Source organism: Capnocytophaga stomatis (assembly GCF_002302635.1).
GTDB classification, from domain to species: domain Bacteria; phylum Bacteroidota; class Bacteroidia; order Flavobacteriales; family Flavobacteriaceae; genus Capnocytophaga; species Capnocytophaga stomatis.
The window spans coordinates 2,415,010-2,438,286 of the sequence record NZ_CP022387.1 but is presented as its reverse complement, the minus strand read 5'-3'; the positions used below and the strand labels follow the sequence as shown (position 1 = coordinate 2,438,286).

Here is a 23,277-nt window from a genome sequence, read left to right as displayed (position 1 = left end):
TTATTCTGATAAATAAAATATTATTGTATCTTCGCAACTTGTATGAATATTTATGACATTGAAACTATAAAGTTATTGCTTGATAAGCGATTGAAAATAAGCATTATCCCTCACAAAAATCCTGATGGCGATGCAATAGGAAGTTGTTTGGGATTGTATCATTATTTAAAAACTCATAATCAAGATGTTAAGGTAGTATCACCTAACGATTTCCCAGATTTTTTCAAGTGGTTACCCGAAGCTGAGAACATTGTGATTTATGACAATGACCCCAAAGCGGCTACTGAACAAATTGAAAAATCAAAGTTGATTTTCACATTGGATTTCAATTCACTCAAGCGAGCTGATACGCTAACCCCATTGTTAGAATCCTCGGAAGCTACTTTCATTATGATTGACCATCATCAGGCCCCTGAAGATTACGCCAAAATCACATTTTCCAATCCTAATGCAAGCTCCACGTGTTCAATGATTTATTCTTTCATTGATGCAATGGGTGATAAAAACGCTATTAATCAAACTATTGCAACTTGCTTGTACACAGGTATTATGACCGATACAGGCAATTTTAAATATGCCTCAACAACGAGCAATACATTTAAAATAGCTTCTTTTTTGATTGAAAAAGGTGCTAATAATAGCCAAATCAACAGTAATGTATTTGAGAATAATTCCTATGACAGAATACAACTAATGAGTGTAGCTCTTAAAAATATGGTTTACCTAAAGGAACACAACACCGCTTACATTACACTGACTTCAGAGGAATTGGCTAATCATAATTGCCAAAAAGGTGATACTGATGGTTTTGTAAATTATGGTTTAACCATTAAAGATTCAAAATTAGCTGCCATTTTTATTCAAGAGAAAAATTATATAAAAATTTCTTTTCGTTCTAAAAATCAGCACGATGTGAATGCTTTTGCACGCAGATTTTTCAATGGAGGCGGACATATCAACGCTGCCGGAGGAAGATTTGACGGCTCAATGGAAGAAGCTACTGCTTATTTTCTGAAAATATTACCTGAATTCCATTAACAACCTAAAAATAAATAAGTTATGTTAAAAAAATGGATTTTTTTGATTGCGGTAACGGTTTTGGGAATAGCTTGCAACGAGAAACAAGCTCGTCGTCCTATTTCTGTTAAAAGCGGTAATACTTTTCTGAAAGAGTCAGCGGAAAAAAATAAAAAATTACTCAGTTCGGAGGAAGCTCTCATTGATTCCATCATCAAAAAAGATACATTACACCATTTTATTGATTCAGAACACGGATTCAAGTTCTATTACACTCGGCAAAACCCTGAGGCTACTTACACAGCTGAGTTTGGGGACAAGGTAACTTACAACTACAGCATTTCCGACATCAACGGAAATGAAATTTATGAAGAATCAAAAGAAGGTGATTATCAATATTTTGTTGAAAAAGAAGAGCTTTTCTTAGGACTTCGGTCTGCTTTAAAAATTTTGAAAGAAGCAGAAAGTGGCGTTTTCTTTTTTCCTTCGGAAATTGCCTACGGATATCGTGGAGATAAAGACAAAATTGAAAGCAATCAACCCATTATTGCAAAAATACGAGTAACAAAAATTGAAAAAAATAAAAATACACAGGAAATAATTAATAATCAAAAAGATACAATTCAGAAACCAAATTAAATCAATCAAATTTTAAAGTAAAATTTAATTAAAAATCAATATTTTATGAAACGAATGAATGTAATTATGTTGTTATTTGCAACGGCAATTTTCTTCAGTTGTAAATCACAGAAAACGTCTAACTTAGGAGATGGATTATTTGCTGATATTCAGACTAATAAAGGGAATATCGTCATAAAACTTAACTATAAAGAAACACCCGTTACTGTGGCAAACTTTGTAACATTGGCTGAGGGTACAAACTCTTTTGTAAAAAGCGAATTTAAAGGAAAACCTTACTACAATGGTGTAATTTTTCATCGTGTTATCAAGGATTTTATGATTCAAGGCGGCGACCCAACAGGAACAGGAATGGGCGACCCGGGCTATCGTTTTGAAGATGAATTTGTTGAGCATTTAAAACACGACAAAAAAGGAATTCTATCAATGGCTAATGCAGGTCCCGCAACCAATGGTAGTCAGTTCTTTATAACTCACGTGCCAACTCCTCATTTGGATGGCAGACACACTGTTTTCGGCGAAACCGTTGAAGGATTGGAAGTAATTGATTCTATCGCCAATGTAGCCACTGCAGAAGCTAACAGACCTGTTGAAGACGTGAAAATCAACAATGTTTTGATTATCCGCAACGGAAAAGAAGCTGAAAAATTCAATGCTACAAAAACCATCGAAGATTATTTTGCCAACGCAGAAAAAAGAGAGAAAGAAAGAGAAAATAAAATCAAAGAAGCTGTAAATTCTTTCTTAGCTGAAGTAAAAGAGCAAGAACCTAAAGCTAAAGCCCTTCCTTCAGGAGTTAAAATTTTTACTTTGAAAGAAAGCAAAGGAGAAACTCCTAAGCACACACAGCAAGTTTTAGTAAATTATGCAGGATATCTAACTGATGGTACGTTGTTTGACTCAAATATAAAAGAGGTTGAAGAGGCTTTCGGAAAATACAACATTGCTCGCGACAGAGGCAATGGATACACCCCGATACCTATGCAATACAGCAAATCTGCACAGTTAATCCCCGGATTTAAAGAAGCTTTACTTACCCTAAAAGTGGGTGAAAAAGTGCGTGTCTTCATCCCTTCTGCCTTAGCCTACGGAGAAAGAGGAGCTCAAGGAGTTATTCCACCAAATAGTGATTTAATTTTTGACATTGAGGTTCTGGGAATTGCACAATAGAAAAATAGAATCTTTTTAAATACGAAACAGTAGTTATTAATTTAGCTACTGTTTTCTTTTTTTGTCAAATCAAATAAAACTAAAAATTATAGTTTAAAAACTATGAAAAATAGTTGTTTAACTTATTTTTTTAGTTTACATTTGCATCAAAATAAATTCGTTATCTCATTCATTAACTATAAATATATAAAAATGAAAAACTTAACATCAAAAGAGGAAGAAATTATGTCTTTTTTTTGGCAAGAAGGAAAACTGTTTGTAAAGCAAATTTTAGAAAAGTACGATGAACCAAAACCTCATTTTAACACAATTTCCACTTATGTAAGAGCATTGGAAGAGAAAGGTTTTTTATCACACGAGGCTTTCGGAACGTCATATCAGTATTTTGCCATCATTTCAAAAGAAGATTATCAAAACCGAACGCTAAAGAATGTGGTAAAAAAATACTTCGGAAATTCATATCTGAATGTGGTAAATACGTTTATAAAGTCCGAAAAATTGTCGGTAGAGGAAATCCGAAAACTATTAGATGAAATTGATAATAAATCCTGATTATTCTATGGAAAATTTACTTTTATTTGGATTTAAAAACCTAATTTTCACAGGAGTACTATGGATTGCATATCGCTTTTTCATCAGCGGAAATACATTTCATCAAGCAAACCGAATCATCATTTTGTTAATTTTCGCAGGTGGAATTTTGCTTCCTTTTACAAAAATCAACTTACCTGAATTCAATTTTCTGAAAGAAGTACAAACCTCGTCAGATTTTCTGCTTCCACTTGCTGAAAAAAATGATAAAATCGAAGTAGCTAAAAACACCAATAACCAACTGATTTATAATTTTTTAATAACAATTTACGGATTAGGAGTTCTATTCTTTAGTTTTCGCTATATCATTGGTTTAGTGTCACTTATAAGAATTTTGAAAAACTCCCAAAAAAAGCAACTTCCAAATGGTGTTTTCGTGCATATTACAACAGAGAATGTGCTTCCGTTTAGTTGGTTCAAATATATTGTGCTTTCGGAAAAAAATCCAACGTATTATTCTGAAAATGTGATATTTCACGAAATGGCTCACGCTGCTTATCGTCATTCGTGGGATTTACTTTTTACTGAATTGTATCGCATCTTATTCTGGTGGAATCCGTTTGTTTGGCTACTCAAAAAGGAGCTTATGCAAGTTCACGAATTTCAAGCTGACCAAAAGGCAATTCAGCAAACAAACAATGCTAATTTATACCGTAAAGAATTGATAATCCAGTGTGTTGGAGCCAAGAAAGTAGCCTTTGCACACAATTTTGAAACAAGTAATTTAAAAAAACGTATTTATATGACAATGAGAGACAAATCAACAGGAAAAGCCAAATGGAGCTACGGAACGCTCATTTTAGCAACAAGTGCAGTAATGTTTTTATTTTCAAACGAAACATTACAAGCACAAGAAAAGGAGACAAAAAACACTTCTGAAATTGAAGTTGTTGGTCACAAAAACGCAAAAAATCAGGATATTATAAATGACCCTGAAGTTATTGTGATTTTAGATGAAAAAAAAGTGGAAAATTCTGTATTACAGCAAATAAACCCTGACGAAATTGCAAGTATTTCGGTTTTAAAAGACAAAAAATCTATTGGAGCTTATGGAGAAAAAGGGAAAAAAGGCGTAATCAAAGTAACTACCAAGAAACTTTCCACCGAGCCAAACAAGGAGGTTGAAAAATCAAAAATCACCAATGATGCGTTACTAATTGTAGATGGAAAAGAATTAGATATCAGTAATTTAGAAAAGATAGACCCTAAAAATATTGAATCTATAACCGTTTTAAAAAACAAAAAATCCACAGACGCTTACGGAGAAAAAGGCAAAAATGGTGTGATTTTAGTTGTAACTAAAAAATAGATTTACGCATAATATTTTACCAAAAAACGCTACAATGTGCGTTTTTTTTATTTTTTAAGAATTTTATTCAAAAACAAATCATACATCAAAAGTTTGAATAAAACATTGTACTTTTGCTAAAAATCTGAAAATTTGCAATCTCTTTTAAATATACGTCATTTTTACAAACCTTTTCAGCCGATAGCCCAATTCGCTGATAATGTTTCTTATACGGAAATTTTTCCCAATGAGAAGTTATTGCCTTTTATCTATTGTTATTGGCAACTCAAAACGGAACTACAACTTACTGAAAACTATCAACATAGAGTGATTTCCGATGGTTGTATGGATGTCTTTTTTGAGTTGAATAATCCCGAAGAGAGTTACCTTATGGGCTTTTGTAAAAGTTATACCGAATTTCCTCTGGGCAACCAATTTAACTATGTGGGAGTGCGATTTTTGCCCTCTGCTTTTCCGTTGATTTTCAAGCAAGATGCTAAGGAATTGAGCAATAATGATATTCGTTTGGATTTAGTTTTGTCCGATTTGGCGACATTTATTGTACAAAAATTCAGTAACACACAAAATTTGCAACAGATTAAAAATAAATTAGATACATTTTTTATCAAATTTTTGGAGAAGGCTGATTTTAGTATAGACAATCGATTTTCCAAAGCTTTGGAAATTATTCTAAAATCAAGAGGTAATACACGGATATTGAGAGATTTAGACACAGGAATTAGCCCTCGTCATCTCCGCCGATTATTTGAATTTTACATTGGTGACACGGCAAAAACTTTCAGCCAAGTAGTTCGTTTTCAGTCTTTTATGAATAATAAAATTTCTATACAAAACACTGACAATCAACTATTTTATGATATGGGCTATTACGACCAATCGCATTTTATCAAGGAATTTAAAACTTTTTATGGAGGAACACCAAGTAAAGTTTTTCAAAATCATTAAATTAAAAAAATGGAAAAATTTATCGATTATATACAAACCTTAGCTCCTATTCCTTCCGTACCCAATTGCCTTTATTTCAATGATGAAGATGTTTGTTATGGCGAATATTGCGAATTAGAATTTAATCAAGAATGAGGAGATATTCATCTTGATAAAGAAGATTATAACATATATTTCACATCAAATCAATATATTAACTTTTACAAACAAAAAAGGACGTATTTTACACGTCCTTTTGTTTTGGGCTATAATGTTACCCGTAATTTATTTTCTTCATTTTGGCAAAAAAATGCCTGCCGTACTACGACTCCATTCTCACAATTCTGGGTTGAAAGCGACCTAAAATATCTACCAAATCGGTTTGGGCATTCATCACCTCATTGATGTTTTTGTATGCCATTGGAGCTTCTTCGGCATTACCTCCGATGAGTGTTACTTTCTTGTTTTTCAGTTCTTTTTTGATGTCGCTTTGAGTGAAAAGTGTTTTGCACGCAGCTCGCGAATGAAGCCTTCCTGCACCGTGCGATGCCGAACACAACGAATCAGTATTTCCTCTTCCGCGAACGATAAAACCTTTCTCCGTCATCGATGCGGGAATAATGCCAAGTTCTCCTTCACCTGCGGGAGTCGCCCCTTTGCGATGAACGATAACTTCTTTGCCGTTGTGAACTTCTTTCCAAGCAAAATTATGATGATTTTCAATCCGTGCCTTGAGTCGCCCACCAATGGCTTTTATCAGCCGGCGATGAATATCGTAATGACAAGCCGAAGCATAATCTCCGGCAAGGTTCATCGCTGTCCAATACTCCAAACCGAGATGCGTACTGAGGTCGAGCCACGCAAATTGCTGAGCTTCTTTAGGTAACGGACATTGTTCTATTGCTTTTCGTACGTAATATTGAGCAATTTCCGCCCCGAAACCTCGCGAACCACTGTGCGATAAAATGCCCAGATATTTGCCTTTCGGTAACCCGATTTGCGGGTCTTCCTCCAGAATTTCTACCTCTCCGAATTCCACAAAATGATTGCCTCCGCCGGAAGTTCCCATTTGCTTGATAGCTTTGCCTTTCAATCGTTTAAGGATTGGAATAAGGTCGAAAGTATCTCGGTCGAAAATTTCGTGTTCAATATGTGATTTATGTGTTTCATACATTCCAAACTTGGTGTGTTCCACGAGCATTTTTTCGTATTTGTCCTTCGCACCATCGAGATATGAAACGGGTACATCTAAGATACTCAAACACATACGGCAACCAATATCCAATCCCACGCCATACGGAATTACAGCGTTTTCTACTGCTAAAACACCTCCGATAGGCAAGCCGTAACCACTGTGAGCATCGGGCATCAACGCTCCGTTTACCGAGATGGGCAGTTTTAAAGCCGTGTAAAGTTGGTTTTTGGCTTCTTCCGAAATGTTACTTCCAAAGATTTTAAAATCAGCTCTTTGGGCATTGAGTTGGCGTTTTTCTGTTTTTTTGGAAGAAAGCAAGGCTTCGGCGATTTGCCCGAAAGTCAGATGTTTTTCAAAATCTTTCGGGTTTGCCAAAATTTCTTTCAATAAAGATTTTATATACGCCTGATTTTTATCGTTAAAATTGCGTTTCATTACTTCCAACGCCACATTAACCGATTGATTATTAGGATATCCTAACTTTAATATATCTTTTCCTTTTAATTTTAAATTTCCCATTGTTTTATTTTCAAATTGTTTTTACTCTATAAGTTCATCATAAGAACTTAAAAATCTTGAGGGAACTTCATCAGTGAGCCAAACACCATTTTCCGAAAGGTAGAACAAATATCCTTCATTGAGCATTTTGCAAGTATCTATCTGAAAAACAAAAACTTCTCCGTGTCGGCTACCTACTTTTTGAGCGGTTTCCAAATCTTTGCTCAAGTGTACGTATTGTCTGTTTTGTTTCTGAATACCTTTTTGATAAATACTTTGCACAAAACGCTGAGCTGTACCGTGATACAAAATGGCGGGAGGCTTCTGCGGAAGTAACTCCAAGTCCACCGAAACCGAATGTCCTTGATTAGCTCTGATTTTGGTAAAATCAGCTGAGAAACTGTATCGTTGTTTGTTGTCAGAAGCGACAATCTCTTTGAGAATGCCCAAATCAATACCAAATTTCGGATAAAGTTTTTTTATTAAGGTTTCAGTATCTGTCCAGCCATTTTTGTCCAATGTTATTCCGATAATTTCGGGACTGTGCCTCAAAACCAAACTGATAAACTTACTGATTCTGTTATAATTATCTTTGTTTCTTAAATCTTTTTGCTTCATTTTTCTACTAAATTATCTATTTCTCTGTACTCCTCTTCATCGAAATAATCATCACAAATGGTTTGATATTTTTTGATGAGTGATTGCAAGGCGTTTTTGTAGCCCAAATCCCATAAAAGTAAGGCAGCGTGATACACGATTATTTCATCAGTATATCTTTCATTTTCAGAATATTGTACAATCAAATTTTTCTCAATAAAATCAAAAGTTTCCGCTATCATCTCTGATTTTAACTCAGGATTTTTGATAAAAAAAGAAATCAATCCTATACGCGTACAACATTCGTGGGTAATACTCGTGCCAAGCCAAGATTTCCAAACTTGCATTAGTACTTCATTATCAATGTAATAGCTATTCATTACATCTAACAGAAAATTCGTTTTGAGCTTGTCATATTGGCTTAAATCCAATTTTGTATTCAGATATTCAACTTGCTCATTGATAGGGGATTCCTGAAACTTAAAAAACAACCTATTCTTTTCTTCTTGTAGTTCTAACATTTGTGCGATATAGTCTTTCATTTTTCTTAATTTTAAATTTTTCACTGTGTAACGTTTTTGATAATCGTTTGATATTCCGCTCCTCTGTCAGGGTTTTCATCGGATAATATCACTAATAATTTTTCTATTTCACGCATTACTTTTGTTTGGTAACTTTCTGCTTGTGATTGTGTTGAGAAAAAATCTGTGTGCATAAATTCTCCGTACACGCCCAGCGTTACCGAAAAAGGAGCAGTCAATCCGTCTTTTTCTATCGTTATTCTGGCTCCGTCACTATGTTCTAAATCGGAAATAATAATTCCTTCCTCCGAACCTCGTTTTCCTATATTTTTTCTATTGTTTTTCCACATTTTTATAATAGTTAATGATTTTTTGGCAAAACTACTGACAAATGTCTACGCCATCAAGAAATGAGCGTCTACAAAGTGTCTACAAGGTGATAATTAACAATTATTCATCAAAATTGATTTTTTTATTTTTTGTTCGTTCTTTTTTGTAAGATTTATCCACAAAATTCCGTTTGAAATCTGTTCCCGAAAAGGTACGAACCGCATTGCCTCTCGCTACTTGCTGATGATTGTTCCACTGATTTTGAGCCTGTTGCTTGAGTTTCTCCAATTCAAAAAGTTGCAATTTTTCTTTAATTCGGCTGATGGCTAACTTCTTGTTTTCCAATTGCGAACGCGTATCCTGCACAAAAACACTCACTCCCGAAGGCTGATGCGTAGCCCGAACCGCCGAGTTTACTTTATTAACATTTTGTCCGCCACTGCCTTGCGAACGCACCATTTGAAACGAAATATCGCTCTCACGAAACACCGTTTTTTCTGATTGAGAAAGCTCAAAAACGCCAATAAACCAGTTCGACCGCTGGTGAAATTTCCTAAAAGTGGATTTTCCTACCCAACAAACCGAACCGAGCCAATCCTTTAAAAAATCTTGTAAATCAGTTCCTTTCAAAAGAAGTGTGACAGATTTTAAGGTTAAGTTTTCGTCGCCTTCTTCTCGGTGCAGGATTTCTGTTTGTATGCTATTTTCTTTGGCTTCTTGCAAAAATATTTTCAATACTTTGGCTACTACCCATTGGCATTCCAAAGGTCCTTTTCCTGAAGTTATTTGTATGATTTTTTCCATTTTTCTAAGATTTTAAGTACAATTTCTTTGTTTTTTTTAATTTTGATAAAAGTCGGAAGTTTTGCCACCATCGTCATTCCTTTTCGAGGACGCAAATCCGAACTGATGTAATTTTCTATTTCCAACAAATGTTTATCATTTTTCGCCCAAAACAAATTCCCCCGAACGTTTTCCTGAAAGAAATAAGGCAACCCCAAAGTATTATCGCACATCAATCCGTTTGCTTTATCGGTATTGATTCTTTCAAAAATTGGGTCGTATTTCGGATGAACCAAGAGTGAATGATTGCATTTTTTGCATTTTACGGGAACAAACTGCTGTTTTTCCTTTATATTTTCCTGTTTTATTTCAATGGAATTGCCACAAAACGGACAATTGAGCTTAATAATGAGGTTAAAAAGCAATAAATCGCCACTTTTTTTGACTAAACCACAGTGATTACACCTCAAAACAGAATGATTTGGGAAAGTTTCACCCGTATGACGGATAACCGCACTTTTTTGACAATTCGGGCAAACCACCCAATTTCCGTTTTCCCACAAGTGAGTATATTTTTCTTTATATATCTTTTTCATTTTCAATACATTTAAAGCATTTCTTCAAAAATAGAAGCAATTTCACTGGCGGAAAGCTTCATTTTTGATAAATTATTGTTCTTTAAGTCGTTGTATTTATATTTTTCCTTGCCTTTTTTCTTCTCAACATCTTTCCATCCGTAACTTCTGCTGGCTATTTTCTTTTGTATGATGCCACGAACTTTATAATTGTCCAGAAACTTATCCAACTGGGCAAGTTCTCTCTCCAAATCCAAGTCCAATGGGCGATAATGTGTTATCATATAAGGTTTTACACGCAACACAAATCGCCAAGGGTCTCGAAATTCGTAATAAGTTTCAAAAACTTTTCGATGCGGATTGTATTCTTCGGTTTTTATAAAATACGCTTGTTCCTTGTAGTTGAATTCCAATTTTTTATACTTTGGAAATTGCCATTCGATGATTTTATGCAGCTTTTGTTCGCGTGGAACTTGTATTTTTTTGCCTCGTTTTCGTTTCTTTTTCAGAAACTTACGATTATCGGAATATTGATAAGTATTGATTTTTTCTAAAATTTGATTGAAAAAATCGACACTTTTACTCCGAGCAATGTCGTCCCGAAGCACAAAAAAACGTACAAATCCCTTTTGATAAGGTTCAGGCAGAGGCACCAAAGGAATGTTTCGCTTCTGATTCCAAAGTTTTCGCCACAGCTTATTTTGCTGGCGAACGTACTTCTCGAAAGCCTCTTTCACCAATCGTTTTCGTGTTCGTAGGCTTCTCAATCGAGAATTTTCTATAAATGAATTTCCTATTACTTACTTTTTGATTATCAAATGATTTTAAAAAGATATTCAGGGAATTTTGCAATAAAACTTCTTTTGCTAAGGATAATTTATCCCGATTCGGATAAAAAAGAGAAGTACCATAAACAAAATAAAACCCGAAATCTGCTGACTTCGGGTTTTGGATATTTCGTTATACTATTTTTCTAAGAATATGCAACAACACGAAGCCGTGCCACTGAGAATGGCAAACAAACGGAGGTATTTTGAATGAAATTAAGCATTTTACTTCGTGTTTTTTTATGTTAAACAATTATTTTCTTTGTGTAAATCGGTGCAAATGTAGAACAAATTACAGGAAATACAAATTTTTATCTGATTTTTTTGATTTTTAGAAGAAATAAGGATAATAAAGAATTGCCAAGGCTATTGTCGCTGCACCAACGGCAAAGCCTACAGCTCCTGCTGAAATATCTTTGATTGTTCCTATTTTTTTATGATAATCAGGATGAATGAAGTCGCAAATTTTTTCTATGGCAGTGTTAAGGCTTTCAACAGTTAAAACAATGCCACAAGCCAAAACCTGAATCATCCATTCAGTTCTTGAAATTTCAAAATAAAATCCTAAAAAAAAGAAAAACAGAGTGACAGATGTATGAACAAGAATTGGCGGTTCTTTGCAAACCAAGTGCCAAACTCCCACCAATACGTAATATAAACTCCTGATTCTTCCTTTAATAAATGTAATCATCTTATTTGAAATGAGTGAGGGCAAATTTAAAAAATATTTCGCAATTTCATAGCTATCACACCCCAAATAGCTTCTTTAATGATGCTTCCGTTCATCTTCGATTTTCCTTTTGCTCTGTCGGTAAAAATGATTGGTACTTCCGTGATTTTAAATCTTTTAAGATGAGCTTTGTATTTCATCTCAATTTGGAAAGCATAACCCACGAATTCAACTTTGTCAAGTTCAATGGCTTCAATTACTTTTCGGGAATAGCAGATAAAACCAGCGGTGGGGTCGTGAATTTTCATTCCTGTGATGATTTTTACGTATAAAGAAGCTCCGTAAGAAAGCAAAATGCGTTGTAAAGGCCAATTTACAACATTTACTCCCTTTACATAACGCGAACCGATAGCCATATCACTTCCGTTTTCAGCACATTCTTTGTATAAACGTAATAAATCAGCGGGATTGTGCGAGAAATCGGCATCCATTTCAAAAATATAATCGTAATTATGCTGTAAAGCCCACTTAAATCCGTGAATATATGCCGTTCCTAAGCCTTTTTTCTCGATTCGGACTTCCAAAAATAACTTTTCAGGAAATATTTGCTGTAATTCTCGTACTTTTTCGGCTGTTTTGTCGGGAGAATTATCATCTACGATTAAAATATGAAACTTTTCAGATTGCTCAAAAACAGCTCTGATAATGGCTTCAATATTTTCAATTTCGTTATATGTGGGAATAATTACAAGCATTTATTTTTTGATATGGAATTTCGTTGTAACAAAAACTTTGCCGAAGTTTCTTATAACTTGGCAAAGTTTTTTTATTTTGTAAATTTAATTTTTATGCTTGTATTACATATGCCCCATTTGCTCGGCTAAAGCTGCGTTTTGCTGGCGATATACACCACTTTCGAGTTTGCTTCGGATGGCAGAGAAAGCTTCCAGAGTTTCCTCGATGTCCTTCATTGTATGTGAAGCAGTTGGAATCATTCTCAAAAGAATCATTCCTTTCGGGATTACCGGATACACCACAATTGATAGGAAAATACGATAATTTTCACGTAAATCATTCACCATCGCCATCGCCTCAGGAATGCTTCCTTCCAAGAAAACAGGCGTTACGCAAGTGTTGGTATCACCAATGTTGAATCCGCGTGATTTGAGTCCGTTTTGCAGAGCATTTACATTGTCCCATAGTTTCTGTTTCAGTTCGGGCATCGTGCGAAGCATCTCCAAACGTTTTAAAGCTCCTTTTACATAAATCATCGGTAGGGATTTGGCGAACATCTGCGAACGCAAATTGTACTTCAAGTAGTCAATGATTTCTTTATCTCCCGAAACAAACGCCCCAATTCCTGCCATTGATTTGGCAAAAGTAGAGAAATATAAGTCGATTTGGTCTTGAACACCTTGTTCTTCACCGGCTCCGGCTCCTGTTTTTCCGAGCGTTCCGAAGCCGTGGGCATCGTCCACCAAAATACGGAAACCGTATTTTTCTTTATATGAAAGAATTTCTTTGAGTTTTCCTTGTTGTCCACGCATCCCGAAAACTCCTTCGGTGATTACCAAAATACCGCCTCCCGTGGTGTCTGCCAATTTTTTGGCACGCTCGATATTTTTAGCAAAACTCTCTACATCATTGTGTTTGTAAGTAAAACGCTTCCCGAAGTGCAAACGAACCCCGTCGATAATACATCCGTGCGAATCCACATCGTAAACAATCACGTCATTTTTGGTCACCAATGCATCAATGATGGAAACCATTCCTTGATAACCGAAATTCAGCAAGTAAGCGGCTTCTTTGTGAGTGAATTCGGCAAGATTGCGTTCCAACTGCTCGTGCATTGAGGTGTGTCCGCTCATCATTCTTGCTCCCATTGGGTAGGCGGCTCCGTATTCGGCTGCTGCTTCGGCATCTACTTTACGGATTTCAGGGTGATTTGCCAACCCCAGATAGTCGTTAATGCTCCAATTGAGGATTTCTTTCCCCTGAAATTGCATTCTGGGTCCCAGTTCGCCTTCCAATTTTGGGAAAACATAGTATCCTTCGGCGTGTGAAGCCCAACGTCCGATATTTCCTTTGTCGTTTTTTATTCTGTCAAATAAATCTTTCATCTTTATTTTGTTTCTTTAATAATAACTCCTTTTTTGAGGCACAAAGATACGTGCATTTTTTGGATTTTTCAGGATTGCCCGGCTCAAAATTCATCGGTGGGAGAGCAAATATTGTAATTTCTGTCTGCTAACTCAATGAACCGTACCAAAAACTCCGAATCCTTTATGTTTGATTACAATGTTTTAGCGTATTTCCGTTGTCATCGTTTTCACTTTTACGCACGAGCCGTCCCTCGGGAAAAATACCTTTACGCAAAGTACATTCCGCAATGTGGTAAAACGTTATTTCCGTTATGATTTTTTCCGGATTGCCTGCCGTTATTTCTTGCCTCTTCCTCGTATTACGTCATTGACACTCTCGATGATTTTTGAAGCAGCCGAAATAAAACTCCCGTATTTGGAATTGTCCGCAATTTGCATCGCAATCAGATAGGGGATAATCTTTTTATTGACAATTTCCAGCAGGGGCTTACGCAGGGAAGTTGCCGTAGGCTGATTTTCCCACTCGGAGCGTGCTTTTTCGTACTCGGCACGGGCTTCGGCAAACACATTTTGCTCCTTTCTCAGGTTATCGAGAGCTTGCGAAACGCCCGCAAGTGCTGACACGGAGGCAACTGCTTCTTCCGTTGCAAAATCTGCCAATAATGATTCAATGAGGTTCGATTCGCTTGAATAATTTTCGTCCGTGATTCCTACACCATACTTTTTGAAAATAGCAGCAAGCCTCTCTCCGTGTGGTTTGAGCGTTTGTTCGGGAATGTTTTCATATCCCGTAAGCAGTTTCGAGAGTACCCGAACGGCATCATCACGTCGTGAATCAATTTCTTTCAATTTTGAAAGCACACTATCGCGTTTTACAGCAGCGGTAATGGCTTTGCCTTGCTTTTCCAGTTCGGAAAAGTGGGTGGAAAGGAAATTGTCATCTTGTAAGGCGGTTGTTTTTTTGTAAAGCTCTGACAATCGGTTGGCAATATCGCCAAGTTCGGTAACACGAGCAGATGTAATTACTTTTTTCATAATGGTATAATTTAATGTTAGTGTTACGTTTTCAAACAGAAATTGACAGCTTGTTATTTTTATCAATTTCTAAACAGAAATTTATTGTTCCTGTTTGTTGATGGCAAATTTCTAAACAGAAATTCGGTGTTTTGCTCTCTTTTTAGTCAATTCCCGAACGGAAATTTATTGTTTCTGTTTCTTAACAACCAATTCTTAAACAGAAATTCGGTGTTTTGCTTTCTTTTTAGTCAATTTCTAAACAGAAATTCATTGTTCTTGTTTGCTGACAACCAATTTCTGTTTAGAAATTTATTGATTTTACTTCTTAATAGGAAGTATATTGATAAAAATGCTTTGTTATGAATTGCTTTTTATCTGTTTTGAAAGAGATTTTACGAGAATCTCCTTGTGATTTCCTTATTTTTGAAAATATGCTAAAAGCCCGATTCGGTTATAAGGATTATTCCAAAAAACCTTGTGCTTTCATCCATTTGTCGCTGTAAATTTTGCTCATATAACGCGAGCCGTGGTCAGGGAAAAGAATTACCACTACGCTGTTTTCGTCAAAAGTTCCCTTTTGAGCATATTTTTCTGTTGCAACAAATGCCGAGCCGCTGGTATATCCACAGAAAATTCCCGTTTCAGTGGTGATTTTACGAGCAGCCAAAGCACTTTCTTTGTCGTTTACTTTAACGAATTCATCAATAATATCGAAATCGGTTGCAGTTGGGATAAGATTCTTGCCCAATCCTTCCACTTGGTATGAATGTAGTTCATTGGGGTCAAACTCTCGGGTTTCGTGATACTTTTTGATGGCTGAACCTTCGGCATCAACGCCTAAAACTTTTATATTCGGATTTTTTTCTTTCAGGTAACGTCCTATTCCTGAGATAGTTCCACCTGTTCCGCTACAAACTACCACGTGTGTTACCTTGCCTGCAGTTTGTTCCCAAATTTCTCTTCCTGTGGAGTAATAGTGAGCGTCAATATTCTTCTCATTGAAGTACTGATTAATATAAATGGAATTAGGAGTTTCATTGTGTAGGCGTTCGGCGGTTTTGTAATAAGAGCGAGGGTCATCAGCCGGAACGCTCGCAGGACAAACGTGCACTTCAGCACCCATCGCCCTGAGCATATCTATTTTATCTTGAGAAGATTTATCACTGATTGCCAAGATACAGCGATATCCTCTGATGGCACTAATCATAGCGAGACTAAATCCTGTGTTGCCAGAGGTGTTTTCAACGATTGTTCCGCCGGGTTTTAACTTTCCGGTACGCTCGGCTTCGTCAATTAAATAAAGAGCGATTCGGTCTTTTGCCGAATGCCCCGGATTGAAGGCTTCTACTTTGGCAAAGTAACGCCCTTTTAAGTTTTTTGTAATTTTTTCCAGAGAAACCAAAGGAGTATTTCCCATCAGTTCCAATACGTTATTGTAATATTGCATTTTATCCATTTGCATTTTTTATAAATATGTGTCTGATTTAAAGCTTTTATGGATTGGAATAAAAAACAAAAGCAGAAACTCTTTATATTGAATTCTGCTTTTGCATATATTTTAAGGAATTATTTTTTAATGACTTCTGCCACTTTTTCTCCAATTTTCGCGGGAGAATCAACTACGTGAATGCCACATTCTTTCAAGATGCGTTTTTTTGCTTCGGCGGTGTCGTCGGCTCCTCCTACGATGGCTCCTGCGTGTCCCATTGTTCTTCCTTTCGGAGCGGTTTCTCCTGCGATGAATCCCACAACAGGTTTTTTATTTCCGTTGGCTTTAATCCAGCGGGCAGCTTCAGGCTCTAATTGCCCACCGATTTCTCCAATCATCACAATACATTCTGTTTCAGGGTCGTTCATCAGAAGTTCAACGGCTTCTTTAGTAGTTGTCCCGATAATTGGGTCGCCTCCAATTCCGATAGCTGTAGTGATTCCCAATCCTTGGCGTACAATTTGGTCGGCAGCTTCATAAGTTAAAGTTCCTGATTTTGAAACGATTCCTACTTTTCCTTTCTTGAAGATAAATCCTGGCATAATTCCCACTTTGGCTTCTTCCGGGGTGATAACTCCGGGGCAATTAGGTCCTACCAAACGGCAATCTCTTCCTTTGATATAATTTGCCACCTTAATCATATCTGCCACAGGAATTCCCTCTGTGATAGTGATAATTACTTTGATTCCGGCATCGGCTGCCTCCATAATGGCATCAGCAGCAAAGGCTGGTGGAACGAAAATAATAGAAACATCGGCTCCGGTTTCTTTAACAGCTTCTTTTACAGTATTAAAAACAGGTTTTCCCAAATGAGTCTGACCACCTTTTCCCGGGGTGATGCCACCAACTACGTTCGTGCCATATTCAATCATTTGTTCTGCGTGAAAAGTTCCTTCACTTCCTGTAAAACCTTGTACAATTATTTTTGAATTTTTGTTAACTAGTACGCTCATATCTTATGGTTTAAGTATTCAGCAAAGCTATAGTTTTTTATTGAAATTTCAAAATTATTTTTAAATAGATATTGAAAGATAAAAAAATGATATTAATTTCAATTTGTAAATTTCCTAAAAACAGAGAATTATGAGTAAAAATAATTTGAAGCGTAAACGTAAAAACTTTGCTAAGATATCCCTTAGCAAAGTTTTGTTTCTGACTTAATTATGTTTAATAATTTTAGTTATTCCTGAAAACCAATTGGTTATCAAAAGAGTCTAATAGTATAACGCTGTCTTTGTGTACGTTACCACTCAAAATTTCTTTTGAAAGTCGGTTTAGGACTTCTTTTTGAAGTGTTCGTTTTACGGGACGAGCTCCAAATTGAGGGTCAAAGCCTTTTTCTGCTAAATAATCAATCGCCTGATCGGTAGCGTCGAGCAAAATATTTTCACGAGCCACCATTTTGATGATAGAACGCAGCTGCAAGCGTACAATGCTTCGGATATTTTCACGAGTGAGTGGCGTAAACATCACAATATCATCAATTCGGTTAATGAACTCAGGACGAACGGTTTGCTTCAATATCTGTAATACATCATCTTTAGCAACTTCTGTAGCTTTTTCAAGGTCGCTGGCATATTTTTCAAAACTTTCCTGAATCAAATGGCTACCAATGTTGGACGTCATAATGATGATGGTATTTTTGAAATCGGCGGTGCGTCCTTTGTTGTCCGTTAGGCGACCTTCGTCCAAAACTTGCAACAGAATGTTGAACGTATCAGGGTGAGCCTTTTCGATTTCATCCAACAAAATTACTGAATAAGGTCTTCGGCGAACGGCTTCGGTAAGTTGCCCACCTTCGTCATAGCCCACATACCCCGGAGGAGCTCCTACCAATCGACTTACAGCGTGGCGTTCTTGATATTCACTCATATCAATACGCGTCATAGCATTCTCATCGTCAAACAGATACTCGGCAAGAGCTTTGGCAAGTTCAGTTTTTCCGACTCCCGTTGTACCCAAGAAAAGAAACGAACCGATAGGCTTTTTAGGGTCTTGTAAACCTGCTTTGCTTCGGCGGATAGCATCGGAAATGGCTTCGATAGCTTCCTCTTGTCCTACTACACGTTTGTGTAATTCACTCTCTAATTTCAGTAATTTTTCGCGTTCGCCTTGTAACATTTTCGTTACAGGAATTCCTGTCCATTTAGCAACTACTTCAGCGATATTTTCCGATGTAACTTCCTCTTTTATAAGTGAATTGCCTTGTGCTTCGTCTAATTTTTCTTGAAGAAGTACCAATTTGTCTTGAGCTTCTTTGATTTTTCCGTAACGAAGTTCGGCTACTTTGGCATAATCGCCTTCGCGTTCAGCTTTTTCGGCTTCCAATTTGTAATTTTCGATGGCTTCTTTGGTGATTTGTACCTCATCGATAACATTTTTTTCACTTTGCCATTTGGCGAAAATAGCGTTACGTTCTTCCTTCAAATTGGCTACATCGGCGTAAAGAATTTTGAGTTTTTCCTCGTCATTTTCACGCTTAATGGCTTCAATTTCAATTTCCAACTGCATTATTTTTCGGTCGAGAACGTCCAATTCTTCGGGTTTCGAATTGATTTCCATTCGCAATTTTGCAGCGGCTTCGTCCATTAAGTCGATGGCTTTATCGGGTAAAAAACGATTGGTGATGTAACGTTCGGAAAGCTCCACAGCGGCGATAATTGCTTCGTCTTTGATACGCACTTTGTGATGTGTTTCGTACTTTTCTTTAATTCCTCGAAGGATAGAAATAGCACTTTCTGTATCGGGTTCTTCTACCATAACTTTCTGAAAACGACGCTCTAAGGCTTTGTCTTTTTCGAAATATTTTTGATATTCGTCGAGCGTAGTTGCCCCGATGGCACGCAATTCACCCCGAGCCAAAGCAGGTTTGAGGATGTTTGCGGCATCCATTGCACCTTCGCCACCACCGGCACCCACGAGCGTATGAATCTCATCGATGAAAAGGATGATATTTCCGTCGGAAGAAGTTACTTCTTTCACCACAGATTTAAGCCGTTCTTCAAATTCTCCTTTGTATTTTGCTCCGGCAATGAGGGCTCCCATATCCAAAGAGTAAATGACTTTATCTTTCAGATTTTCAGGCACATCTCCTTGCACAATACGATGCGCTAATCCTTCGGCGATGGCAGTTTTTCCCACTCCGGGTTCACCCACAAGCATTGGGTTATTTTTGGTTCTTCGCGAAAGAATTTGCAATACACGACGGATTTCCTCATCACGCCCGATAACAGGGTCAAGTTTCCCGCTATCAGCCATTTGATTCAGATTTTTAGCGTATTTGTTGAGTGAATTGTAAGTTTCTTCTGCCGAAGCCGAAGTTACTCGTCCGCCTTTACGCAGTTCCTGAATGGCTTTTTCAATGTCTTTTTCCTTAACCCCTTGGTCTTTAAGAGCTTGTCCTATTTTGCTGTTTGACTTAAAAATAGCCAAAATTAGATGCTCAATAGAAACATATTCATCATTCATCTTTTTGGCGATGTTAGCCGCCTCGTTGAGCATTGTGTTTGATTCGCGTGAAAGCGACATTTGTCCGCCACTGACTTTTGGAAAACTTTGCAGTGCTTTTTCCAAAGTAATGCTCAACTGTTCTCTATTGATATTCAGTTTTTTAAGTAAGAAAGGCAAAACGTTTTCGTCAACTTCTTCGATGGCTTTGAAAAAGTGCTCGTTTTGCAACTCTTGATGCTGATACCCTTGAGCGATTTGTTGTGCCCTTTGTACAGCTTCTTGCGATTTGATAGTATAATTGTTAAAATTCATAGTTTTAAAATTAATTTTTGTGTGTTTCTGCATACAAATAGTCAAGTTTTATGCCGATGTGAATTATGTGACATTTTGTCTTTCTTTTTTACTGGGTATTTGATGGAGAAATTTCTTTTTTCCCGTATAAGCTTCTAAAATGTAATTATTTATTTGATTTTTATTCATTTGTGTAAATTTAATTGAAAATGACTTTTTGTCAGTTGAAAGCTTTTATTTTGTGATAATAATATGTTATATTATCTTTGCTAAATATATAATATCGTTATGAAAGTAGAAGATTTTCGTAGGCTGGCGTTGGGAATATTAGTTTGTGTAGCAATTTTCGGGGGAATATTTATGCTGGCAAGATTTTTACAGATACATCAAATAAGAACCTTGAAGTGGATTCCTATACTGATGACTTGTGTGGGATTTTATTTTGCTGCTCGCATTAACCGGAAAACCAAATTGCCTGCTTTGCTCCTTTTGCTTGTGGGGCTTTTTGCGTTTGTTCCGTTGCGATTTTTTTATATTCCGTTTGTTTTTGTGCTGATTTTGTGTGCTGTACTGGCTTTGTTACTTTCTCGAAAAGAAATTTCAATAAAAATACGTTCTTTGTTTTTGATTTCTTTATTCGGGATTTTTGGATATTTTCTGTTTTCACAACCATTGATAATCAGGAAGAAAGGATTTTCTGTTGATGAAATGGGAAATTTGCACAATGTTAATGTATTGTGGGATTTCAGAGAATCATCTCCAATAAAATTACCTCAATATATGTTCAAAAATATAAAAGGAAAAGAAGTGCAACTTTCTGATTTTGAAGGTAAAAACATATATGTTACTTTTTGGGCTACTTGGTGTGGACCTTGTATGGCTGAAAAACCAAAGTTGGAAGAAATTAAGGAAATGTTCAAAAATAATGAAAATCTTATTTTTATTGATATTTCTTTGGATGCCAATCGTTCTGCGTGGGAAAAATATGTATCAGAAAAAAATCCTGCGGGAATTCAATTGAATTCAACCAATGATAGGCAAACGAGGGAAACTTTCCAAATAGCGGGAATTCCTCATAATATTGTGATAAGCAAAGATGGATACTATAAAAGTTTTAGCCGTCCTTCGAAAATTACTGAAAATCAGTTAGAAATGCTTAAAAATCCTGAAAAATTGGAAAATTACGTAAAAACTACGGTGAAATATTTTAAAGAGTAGCAAACAATTAAAATCCTAAAATAATAAAATTGAAAAAATATCTATGAATTTTGACCGAATCAACGAAAAACTTTCCATATTAGCCGATGCTGCGAAATATGACGTTTCTTGTTCTTCCAGCGGAGGAAACAGAAAAAACAGTAAAGGAGGATTGGGAAATTCTTCTTTTTCAGGGATTTGCCATACTTATACGGAAGACGGAAGATGCGTTTCTTTATTAAAAATTTTGCTTACAAATCATTGTATTTACGATTGCATTTACTGTGTTTCCAGAAAAAGTAACAATATTAAGCGGGCTGCTTTCACGGTTGAAGAGGTCGTGAATTTGACGATTAATTTCTACAAAAGAAATTATATTGAAGGATTGTTCTTAAGTTCGGGCGTTTTTAAAAGTCCTGATTACACAATGGAACGCTTGGTTCGTATAGCGAAAGAACTCAGATTAACACACAAATTTAACGGATACATACACCTGAAAACCATTCCGGGAGCTTCCGAAGAATTGCTTCTTGAGGCTGGTTTGTACGCAGATAGATTGAGTATAAATCTTGAAATTCCTACCGTTTCAGGATTGAAACTTCTTGCTCCCGAAAAAAATCATCAGGAAATGATGAAACCAATGGATTATGTTAAAAATGAGATTATTAGGCATAAAGTCGAAAAGAAAATCATCAAATCCACCCCGAAATATGCTCCTGCAGGGCAAAGCAGTCAATTCATAATCGGAGCAGCCGGAGAGACTGATATTCAGATTATAAGAAGTGCCGATTACTTTTATAAAAAATTTAATTTGAAGCGAGTTTATTACTCTGGCTATGTGCCAATAACTGAGGATAATAGGCTTCCGGCTCTTTCCACACCCGTGCCTATGGTTCGGGAAAATCGATTGTATCAAGCCGATTGGTTGATGCGTTTTTACGGATTTCAGGCACAAGAAATTCTTGAGCCTAACAATCCTTTTTTAGATTTAGAAATTGACCCGAAATTGGCTTGGGCATTGAGGAATATAGATAAATTCCCGGTGAATTTACAAATAGCACCTTTAGAAATGATTTTGAGAGTACCCGGAATAGGGCAAATTTCAGCCAGAAAAATTGTAAATGCACGAAGATTTCAAACTATTGGAATAGAGCATCTTAAGAAGATGGGAGTGGCTGTTAACAGAGCCAAGTTTTTTATTGATTTTTCGGTGTCTAATCCTTTCTTAAAACATTTAGATACAGTGTATTTGCGTCAAATTATTCTGAAAAACTCTCAATCAAAATATAAAAAGGATTTTTCGCAACAATTGAGTTTATTCTGATGGTACAAATGATTTATGACGGCAGTTTTGAAGGATTGCTTACTGCTGTTTTTGAGGTGTTTGAATACAAATATGATGATGTTGATATTACATCAAATCAGTTTGTTACGGCTCATTTGTTTGCCGAAAAACATTTCGTTATTACCAATTCGGAAAAGGCGGAACGCGTCGTAAAAGGAATTGAAAAATATGCTGACAGAAAGTCTGTAAAAATGTTACTTTTGGTTTTTCTGTCAGAAAATGAAGCCCGAGAAAAATTGATTTTGTATGCGGTAAAATATCTCGTTCAGGAAAAGAGAAATATTTTCCAGAATTTTGCTGATAATTATATGATGCAGATTTCCAAAATAATAAAATCCGTAAAAAGAGAGAAACATCGTATGGAAGCCTTCGTGCGTTTTCAGCAACTTCAGGATTCCTCGTTTTATGCCCACATTGAGCCTGATTTTGATGTTTTGCCTCTTATCGTTCCACATTTTAAAAGCCGATATGCCAGCCAAAAATGGATGATTTATGACCTTCGAAGAGCGTACGGAGTTCATTATGATTTGGAACAGATTGATTTCTTTGTGCCTGATTATCAGATGAAAAAGAATCTTCATAATCCTTCACATCTTTTGCACGAAAAGGAACATAATTTTGAACTACTTTGGAAGAATTATTTCAACAGTACAAACATCCAAGAGCGAAAAAACACCAAACTTCATCTTCAGCATTTACCCAAAAGATATTGGAAGTATCTCACAGAAAAGAAATAATTT

General features: G+C 36.2%; 24 protein-coding genes. 10 read left to right on the top strand and 14 right to left on the bottom strand.

Annotation, left to right across the window (positions count from 1 at the left end; all coding sequences use genetic code 11):
* The first annotated feature begins 42 nt into the window (after window positions 1–42).
* The 7 genes from CGC58_RS10845 (at window position 43) to CGC58_RS12915 (ending at window position 5,806) form a co-directional block, all read left to right on the top strand.
* A complete protein-coding gene (locus tag CGC58_RS10845; RefSeq protein WP_095896720.1) occupies window positions 43–1,038 on the top strand; it encodes a DHH family phosphoesterase in 996 nt (331 codons plus the stop codon).
* Between the two features lie 21 nt (window positions 1,039–1,059).
* Window positions 1,060–1,656, top strand: coding sequence for a gliding motility-associated peptidyl-prolyl isomerase GldI (gene gldI, locus CGC58_RS10840; RefSeq protein WP_095896719.1), 597 nt, complete (start codon window positions 1,060–1,062; stop codon window positions 1,654–1,656).
* A 45-nt stretch (window positions 1,657–1,701) separates the two neighbouring features.
* Window positions 1,702–2,826, top strand: coding sequence for a peptidylprolyl isomerase (locus CGC58_RS10835; protein ID WP_095896718.1), 1,125 nt, complete (start codon window positions 1,702–1,704; stop codon window positions 2,824–2,826).
* 192 nt (window positions 2,827–3,018) lie between these two features.
* Window positions 3,019–3,378 carry a BlaI/MecI/CopY family transcriptional regulator gene (locus tag CGC58_RS10830; protein WP_095896717.1) on the top strand — a complete coding sequence of 120 codons (360 nt, stop codon included), beginning with the start codon at window positions 3,019–3,021 and terminating at the stop codon, window positions 3,376–3,378.
* Entirely contained in the window at window positions 3,356–4,726 is a 1,371-nt protein-coding gene (locus tag CGC58_RS10825; protein WP_095896716.1) for a M56 family metallopeptidase, read from the top strand. Before CGC58_RS10830 ends, CGC58_RS10825 begins: the two co-directional genes overlap by 23 nt.
* A 132-nt stretch (window positions 4,727–4,858) precedes the next feature.
* Entirely contained in the window at window positions 4,859–5,671 is an 813-nt protein-coding gene (locus CGC58_RS10820) for an AraC family transcriptional regulator (protein ID WP_095896715.1), read from the top strand.
* 9 nt (window positions 5,672–5,680) lie between these two features.
* Complete coding sequence (locus CGC58_RS12915) at window positions 5,681–5,806, top strand: hypothetical protein (RefSeq protein ID WP_255318066.1); 126 nt, start codon at window positions 5,681–5,683, stop codon at window positions 5,804–5,806.
* A 166-nt stretch (window positions 5,807–5,972) separates the two neighbouring features.
* Here the strand turns inward: CGC58_RS12915 and CGC58_RS10815 are convergent, their stop codons facing one another.
* The 14 genes from CGC58_RS10815 to clpB form a co-directional block, all read right to left on the bottom strand.
* Window positions 5,973–7,364: an RtcB family protein gene (locus CGC58_RS10815; protein ID WP_095896714.1), complete on the bottom strand. Its 1,392-nt coding sequence runs from the start codon at window positions 7,362–7,364 to the stop codon at window positions 5,973–5,975.
* A gap of 21 nt (window positions 7,365–7,385) precedes the next feature.
* Window positions 7,386–7,961, bottom strand: coding sequence for an RNA 2'-phosphotransferase (locus CGC58_RS10810; protein WP_095896713.1), 576 nt, complete (start codon window positions 7,959–7,961; stop codon window positions 7,386–7,388).
* The gene (locus tag CGC58_RS10805; protein ID WP_095897212.1) at window positions 7,958–8,482 is read right to left on the bottom strand and encodes a hypothetical protein; all 525 of its coding nucleotides are present in this window, start codon (window positions 8,480–8,482) and stop codon (window positions 7,958–7,960) included. Before CGC58_RS10805 ends, CGC58_RS10810 begins: the two co-directional genes overlap by 4 nt.
* A 20-nt stretch (window positions 8,483–8,502) precedes the next feature.
* Complete coding sequence (locus CGC58_RS10800; RefSeq protein WP_095896712.1) at window positions 8,503–8,811, bottom strand: hypothetical protein; 309 nt, start codon at window positions 8,809–8,811, stop codon at window positions 8,503–8,505.
* 100 nt (window positions 8,812–8,911) lie between these two features.
* Window positions 8,912–9,595, bottom strand: a complete 684-nt coding sequence (gene prfH / locus CGC58_RS10795; RefSeq protein WP_095896711.1) for a peptide chain release factor H — start codon at window positions 9,593–9,595, stop codon at window positions 8,912–8,914.
* Complete coding sequence (locus CGC58_RS10790; RefSeq protein ID WP_095896710.1) at window positions 9,574–10,170, bottom strand: hypothetical protein; 597 nt, start codon at window positions 10,168–10,170, stop codon at window positions 9,574–9,576. Before CGC58_RS10790 ends, prfH begins: the two co-directional genes overlap by 22 nt.
* An 11-nt stretch (window positions 10,171–10,181) precedes the next feature.
* Complete coding sequence (locus CGC58_RS10785; RefSeq protein ID WP_095896709.1) at window positions 10,182–10,946, bottom strand: hypothetical protein; 765 nt, start codon at window positions 10,944–10,946, stop codon at window positions 10,182–10,184.
* Between the two features lie 361 nt (window positions 10,947–11,307).
* Window positions 11,308–11,667, bottom strand: coding sequence for a diacylglycerol kinase family protein (locus tag CGC58_RS10780; protein ID WP_198540730.1), 360 nt, complete (start codon window positions 11,665–11,667; stop codon window positions 11,308–11,310).
* A gap of 26 nt (window positions 11,668–11,693) precedes the next feature.
* Complete coding sequence (locus tag CGC58_RS10775; protein ID WP_095896708.1) at window positions 11,694–12,401, bottom strand: polyprenol monophosphomannose synthase; 708 nt, start codon at window positions 12,399–12,401, stop codon at window positions 11,694–11,696.
* Between the two features lie 102 nt (window positions 12,402–12,503).
* Window positions 12,504–13,766, bottom strand: a complete 1,263-nt coding sequence (locus CGC58_RS10770) for an aminotransferase class I/II-fold pyridoxal phosphate-dependent enzyme (RefSeq protein WP_095896707.1) — start codon at window positions 13,764–13,766, stop codon at window positions 12,504–12,506.
* 318 nt (window positions 13,767–14,084) lie between these two features.
* Entirely contained in the window at window positions 14,085–14,783 is a 699-nt protein-coding gene (locus CGC58_RS10765) for a DUF6261 family protein (RefSeq protein ID WP_095896706.1), read from the bottom strand.
* Between the two features lie 442 nt (window positions 14,784–15,225).
* The gene (locus CGC58_RS10760; protein WP_095897210.1) at window positions 15,226–16,221 is read right to left on the bottom strand and encodes a PLP-dependent cysteine synthase family protein; all 996 of its coding nucleotides are present in this window, start codon (window positions 16,219–16,221) and stop codon (window positions 15,226–15,228) included.
* A 110-nt stretch (window positions 16,222–16,331) separates the two neighbouring features.
* Entirely contained in the window at window positions 16,332–17,207 is an 876-nt protein-coding gene (gene sucD, locus CGC58_RS10755; RefSeq protein WP_095896705.1) for a succinate--CoA ligase subunit alpha, read from the bottom strand.
* 223 nt (window positions 17,208–17,430) lie between these two features.
* Window positions 17,431–20,016, bottom strand: a complete 2,586-nt coding sequence (gene clpB / locus CGC58_RS10750) for an ATP-dependent chaperone ClpB (RefSeq protein ID WP_095896704.1) — start codon at window positions 20,014–20,016, stop codon at window positions 17,431–17,433.
* 267 nt (window positions 20,017–20,283) lie between these two features.
* Between clpB and CGC58_RS10745 the strand changes: the two genes are divergently transcribed.
* Genes CGC58_RS10745 through CGC58_RS10735 form a run of 3 tightly spaced genes read left to right on the top strand, consistent with a single transcriptional unit; the run spans window position 20,284 to window position 23,274 of the window.
* Window positions 20,284–21,213 carry a TlpA family protein disulfide reductase gene (locus CGC58_RS10745; protein ID WP_095896703.1) on the top strand — a complete coding sequence of 310 codons (930 nt, stop codon included), beginning with the start codon at window positions 20,284–20,286 and terminating at the stop codon, window positions 21,211–21,213.
* Window positions 21,214–21,256: 43 nt separating this feature from the next.
* Window positions 21,257–22,516, top strand: a complete 1,260-nt coding sequence (locus CGC58_RS10740) for a putative DNA modification/repair radical SAM protein (RefSeq protein WP_095896702.1) — start codon at window positions 21,257–21,259, stop codon at window positions 22,514–22,516.
* On the top strand, window positions 22,516–23,274 hold the full coding sequence (locus CGC58_RS10735) for a TIGR03915 family putative DNA repair protein (RefSeq protein WP_095896701.1): 759 nt from the start codon (window positions 22,516–22,518) through the stop codon (window positions 23,272–23,274). The genes CGC58_RS10740 and CGC58_RS10735 overlap by 1 nt, the downstream gene beginning before the upstream one ends.
* Window positions 23,275–23,277 lie beyond the last annotated feature (3 nt).

Excerpts from the sequence above, each read along its gene's own strand:
- CGC58_RS10845 (WP_095896720.1), top strand. The coding sequence starts at position 43 with ATGAATATTTATGACATTGAAACTATAAAGTTATTGCTTGATAAGCGA.
- gldI (WP_095896719.1), top strand. The coding sequence starts at position 1,060 with ATGTTAAAAAAATGGATTTTTTTGATTGCGGTAACGGTTTTGGGAATA.
- CGC58_RS10835 (WP_095896718.1), top strand. The coding sequence starts at position 1,702 with ATGAAACGAATGAATGTAATTATGTTGTTATTTGCAACGGCAATTTTC.
- CGC58_RS10830 (WP_095896717.1), top strand. The coding sequence starts at position 3,019 with ATGAAAAACTTAACATCAAAAGAGGAAGAAATTATGTCTTTTTTTTGG.
- CGC58_RS10825 (WP_095896716.1), top strand. The coding sequence starts at position 3,356 with ATGAAATTGATAATAAATCCTGATTATTCTATGGAAAATTTACTTTTA.
- CGC58_RS12915 (WP_255318066.1), top strand. The coding sequence starts at position 5,681 with ATGGAAAAATTTATCGATTATATACAAACCTTAGCTCCTATTCCTTCC.
- CGC58_RS10815 (WP_095896714.1), bottom strand. The coding sequence starts at position 7,364 with ATGGGAAATTTAAAATTAAAAGGAAAAGATATATTAAAGTTAGGATAT.
- CGC58_RS10810 (WP_095896713.1), bottom strand. The coding sequence starts at position 7,961 with ATGAAGCAAAAAGATTTAAGAAACAAAGATAATTATAACAGAATCAGT.
- CGC58_RS10805 (WP_095897212.1), bottom strand. The coding sequence starts at position 8,482 with ATGAAAGACTATATCGCACAAATGTTAGAACTACAAGAAGAAAAGAAT.
- CGC58_RS10800 (WP_095896712.1), bottom strand. The coding sequence starts at position 8,811 with ATGTGGAAAAACAATAGAAAAAATATAGGAAAACGAGGTTCGGAGGAA.
- prfH (WP_095896711.1), bottom strand. The coding sequence starts at position 9,595 with ATGGAAAAAATCATACAAATAACTTCAGGAAAAGGACCTTTGGAATGC.
- CGC58_RS10790 (WP_095896710.1), bottom strand. The coding sequence starts at position 10,170 with ATGAAAAAGATATATAAAGAAAAATATACTCACTTGTGGGAAAACGGA.
- CGC58_RS10780 (WP_198540730.1), bottom strand. The coding sequence starts at position 11,667 with ATGATTACATTTATTAAAGGAAGAATCAGGAGTTTATATTACGTATTG.
- CGC58_RS10775 (WP_095896708.1), bottom strand. The coding sequence starts at position 12,401 with ATGCTTGTAATTATTCCCACATATAACGAAATTGAAAATATTGAAGCC.
- CGC58_RS10770 (WP_095896707.1), bottom strand. The coding sequence starts at position 13,766 with ATGAAAGATTTATTTGACAGAATAAAAAACGACAAAGGAAATATCGGA.
- CGC58_RS10765 (WP_095896706.1), bottom strand. The coding sequence starts at position 14,783 with ATGAAAAAAGTAATTACATCTGCTCGTGTTACCGAACTTGGCGATATT.
- CGC58_RS10760 (WP_095897210.1), bottom strand. The coding sequence starts at position 16,221 with ATGGATAAAATGCAATATTACAATAACGTATTGGAACTGATGGGAAAT.
- sucD (WP_095896705.1), bottom strand. The coding sequence starts at position 17,207 with ATGAGCGTACTAGTTAACAAAAATTCAAAAATAATTGTACAAGGTTTT.
- clpB (WP_095896704.1), bottom strand. The coding sequence starts at position 20,016 with ATGAATTTTAACAATTATACTATCAAATCGCAAGAAGCTGTACAAAGG.
- CGC58_RS10745 (WP_095896703.1), top strand. The coding sequence starts at position 20,284 with ATGAAAGTAGAAGATTTTCGTAGGCTGGCGTTGGGAATATTAGTTTGT.
- CGC58_RS10740 (WP_095896702.1), top strand. The coding sequence starts at position 21,257 with ATGAATTTTGACCGAATCAACGAAAAACTTTCCATATTAGCCGATGCT.
- CGC58_RS10735 (WP_095896701.1), top strand. The coding sequence starts at position 22,516 with ATGGTACAAATGATTTATGACGGCAGTTTTGAAGGATTGCTTACTGCT.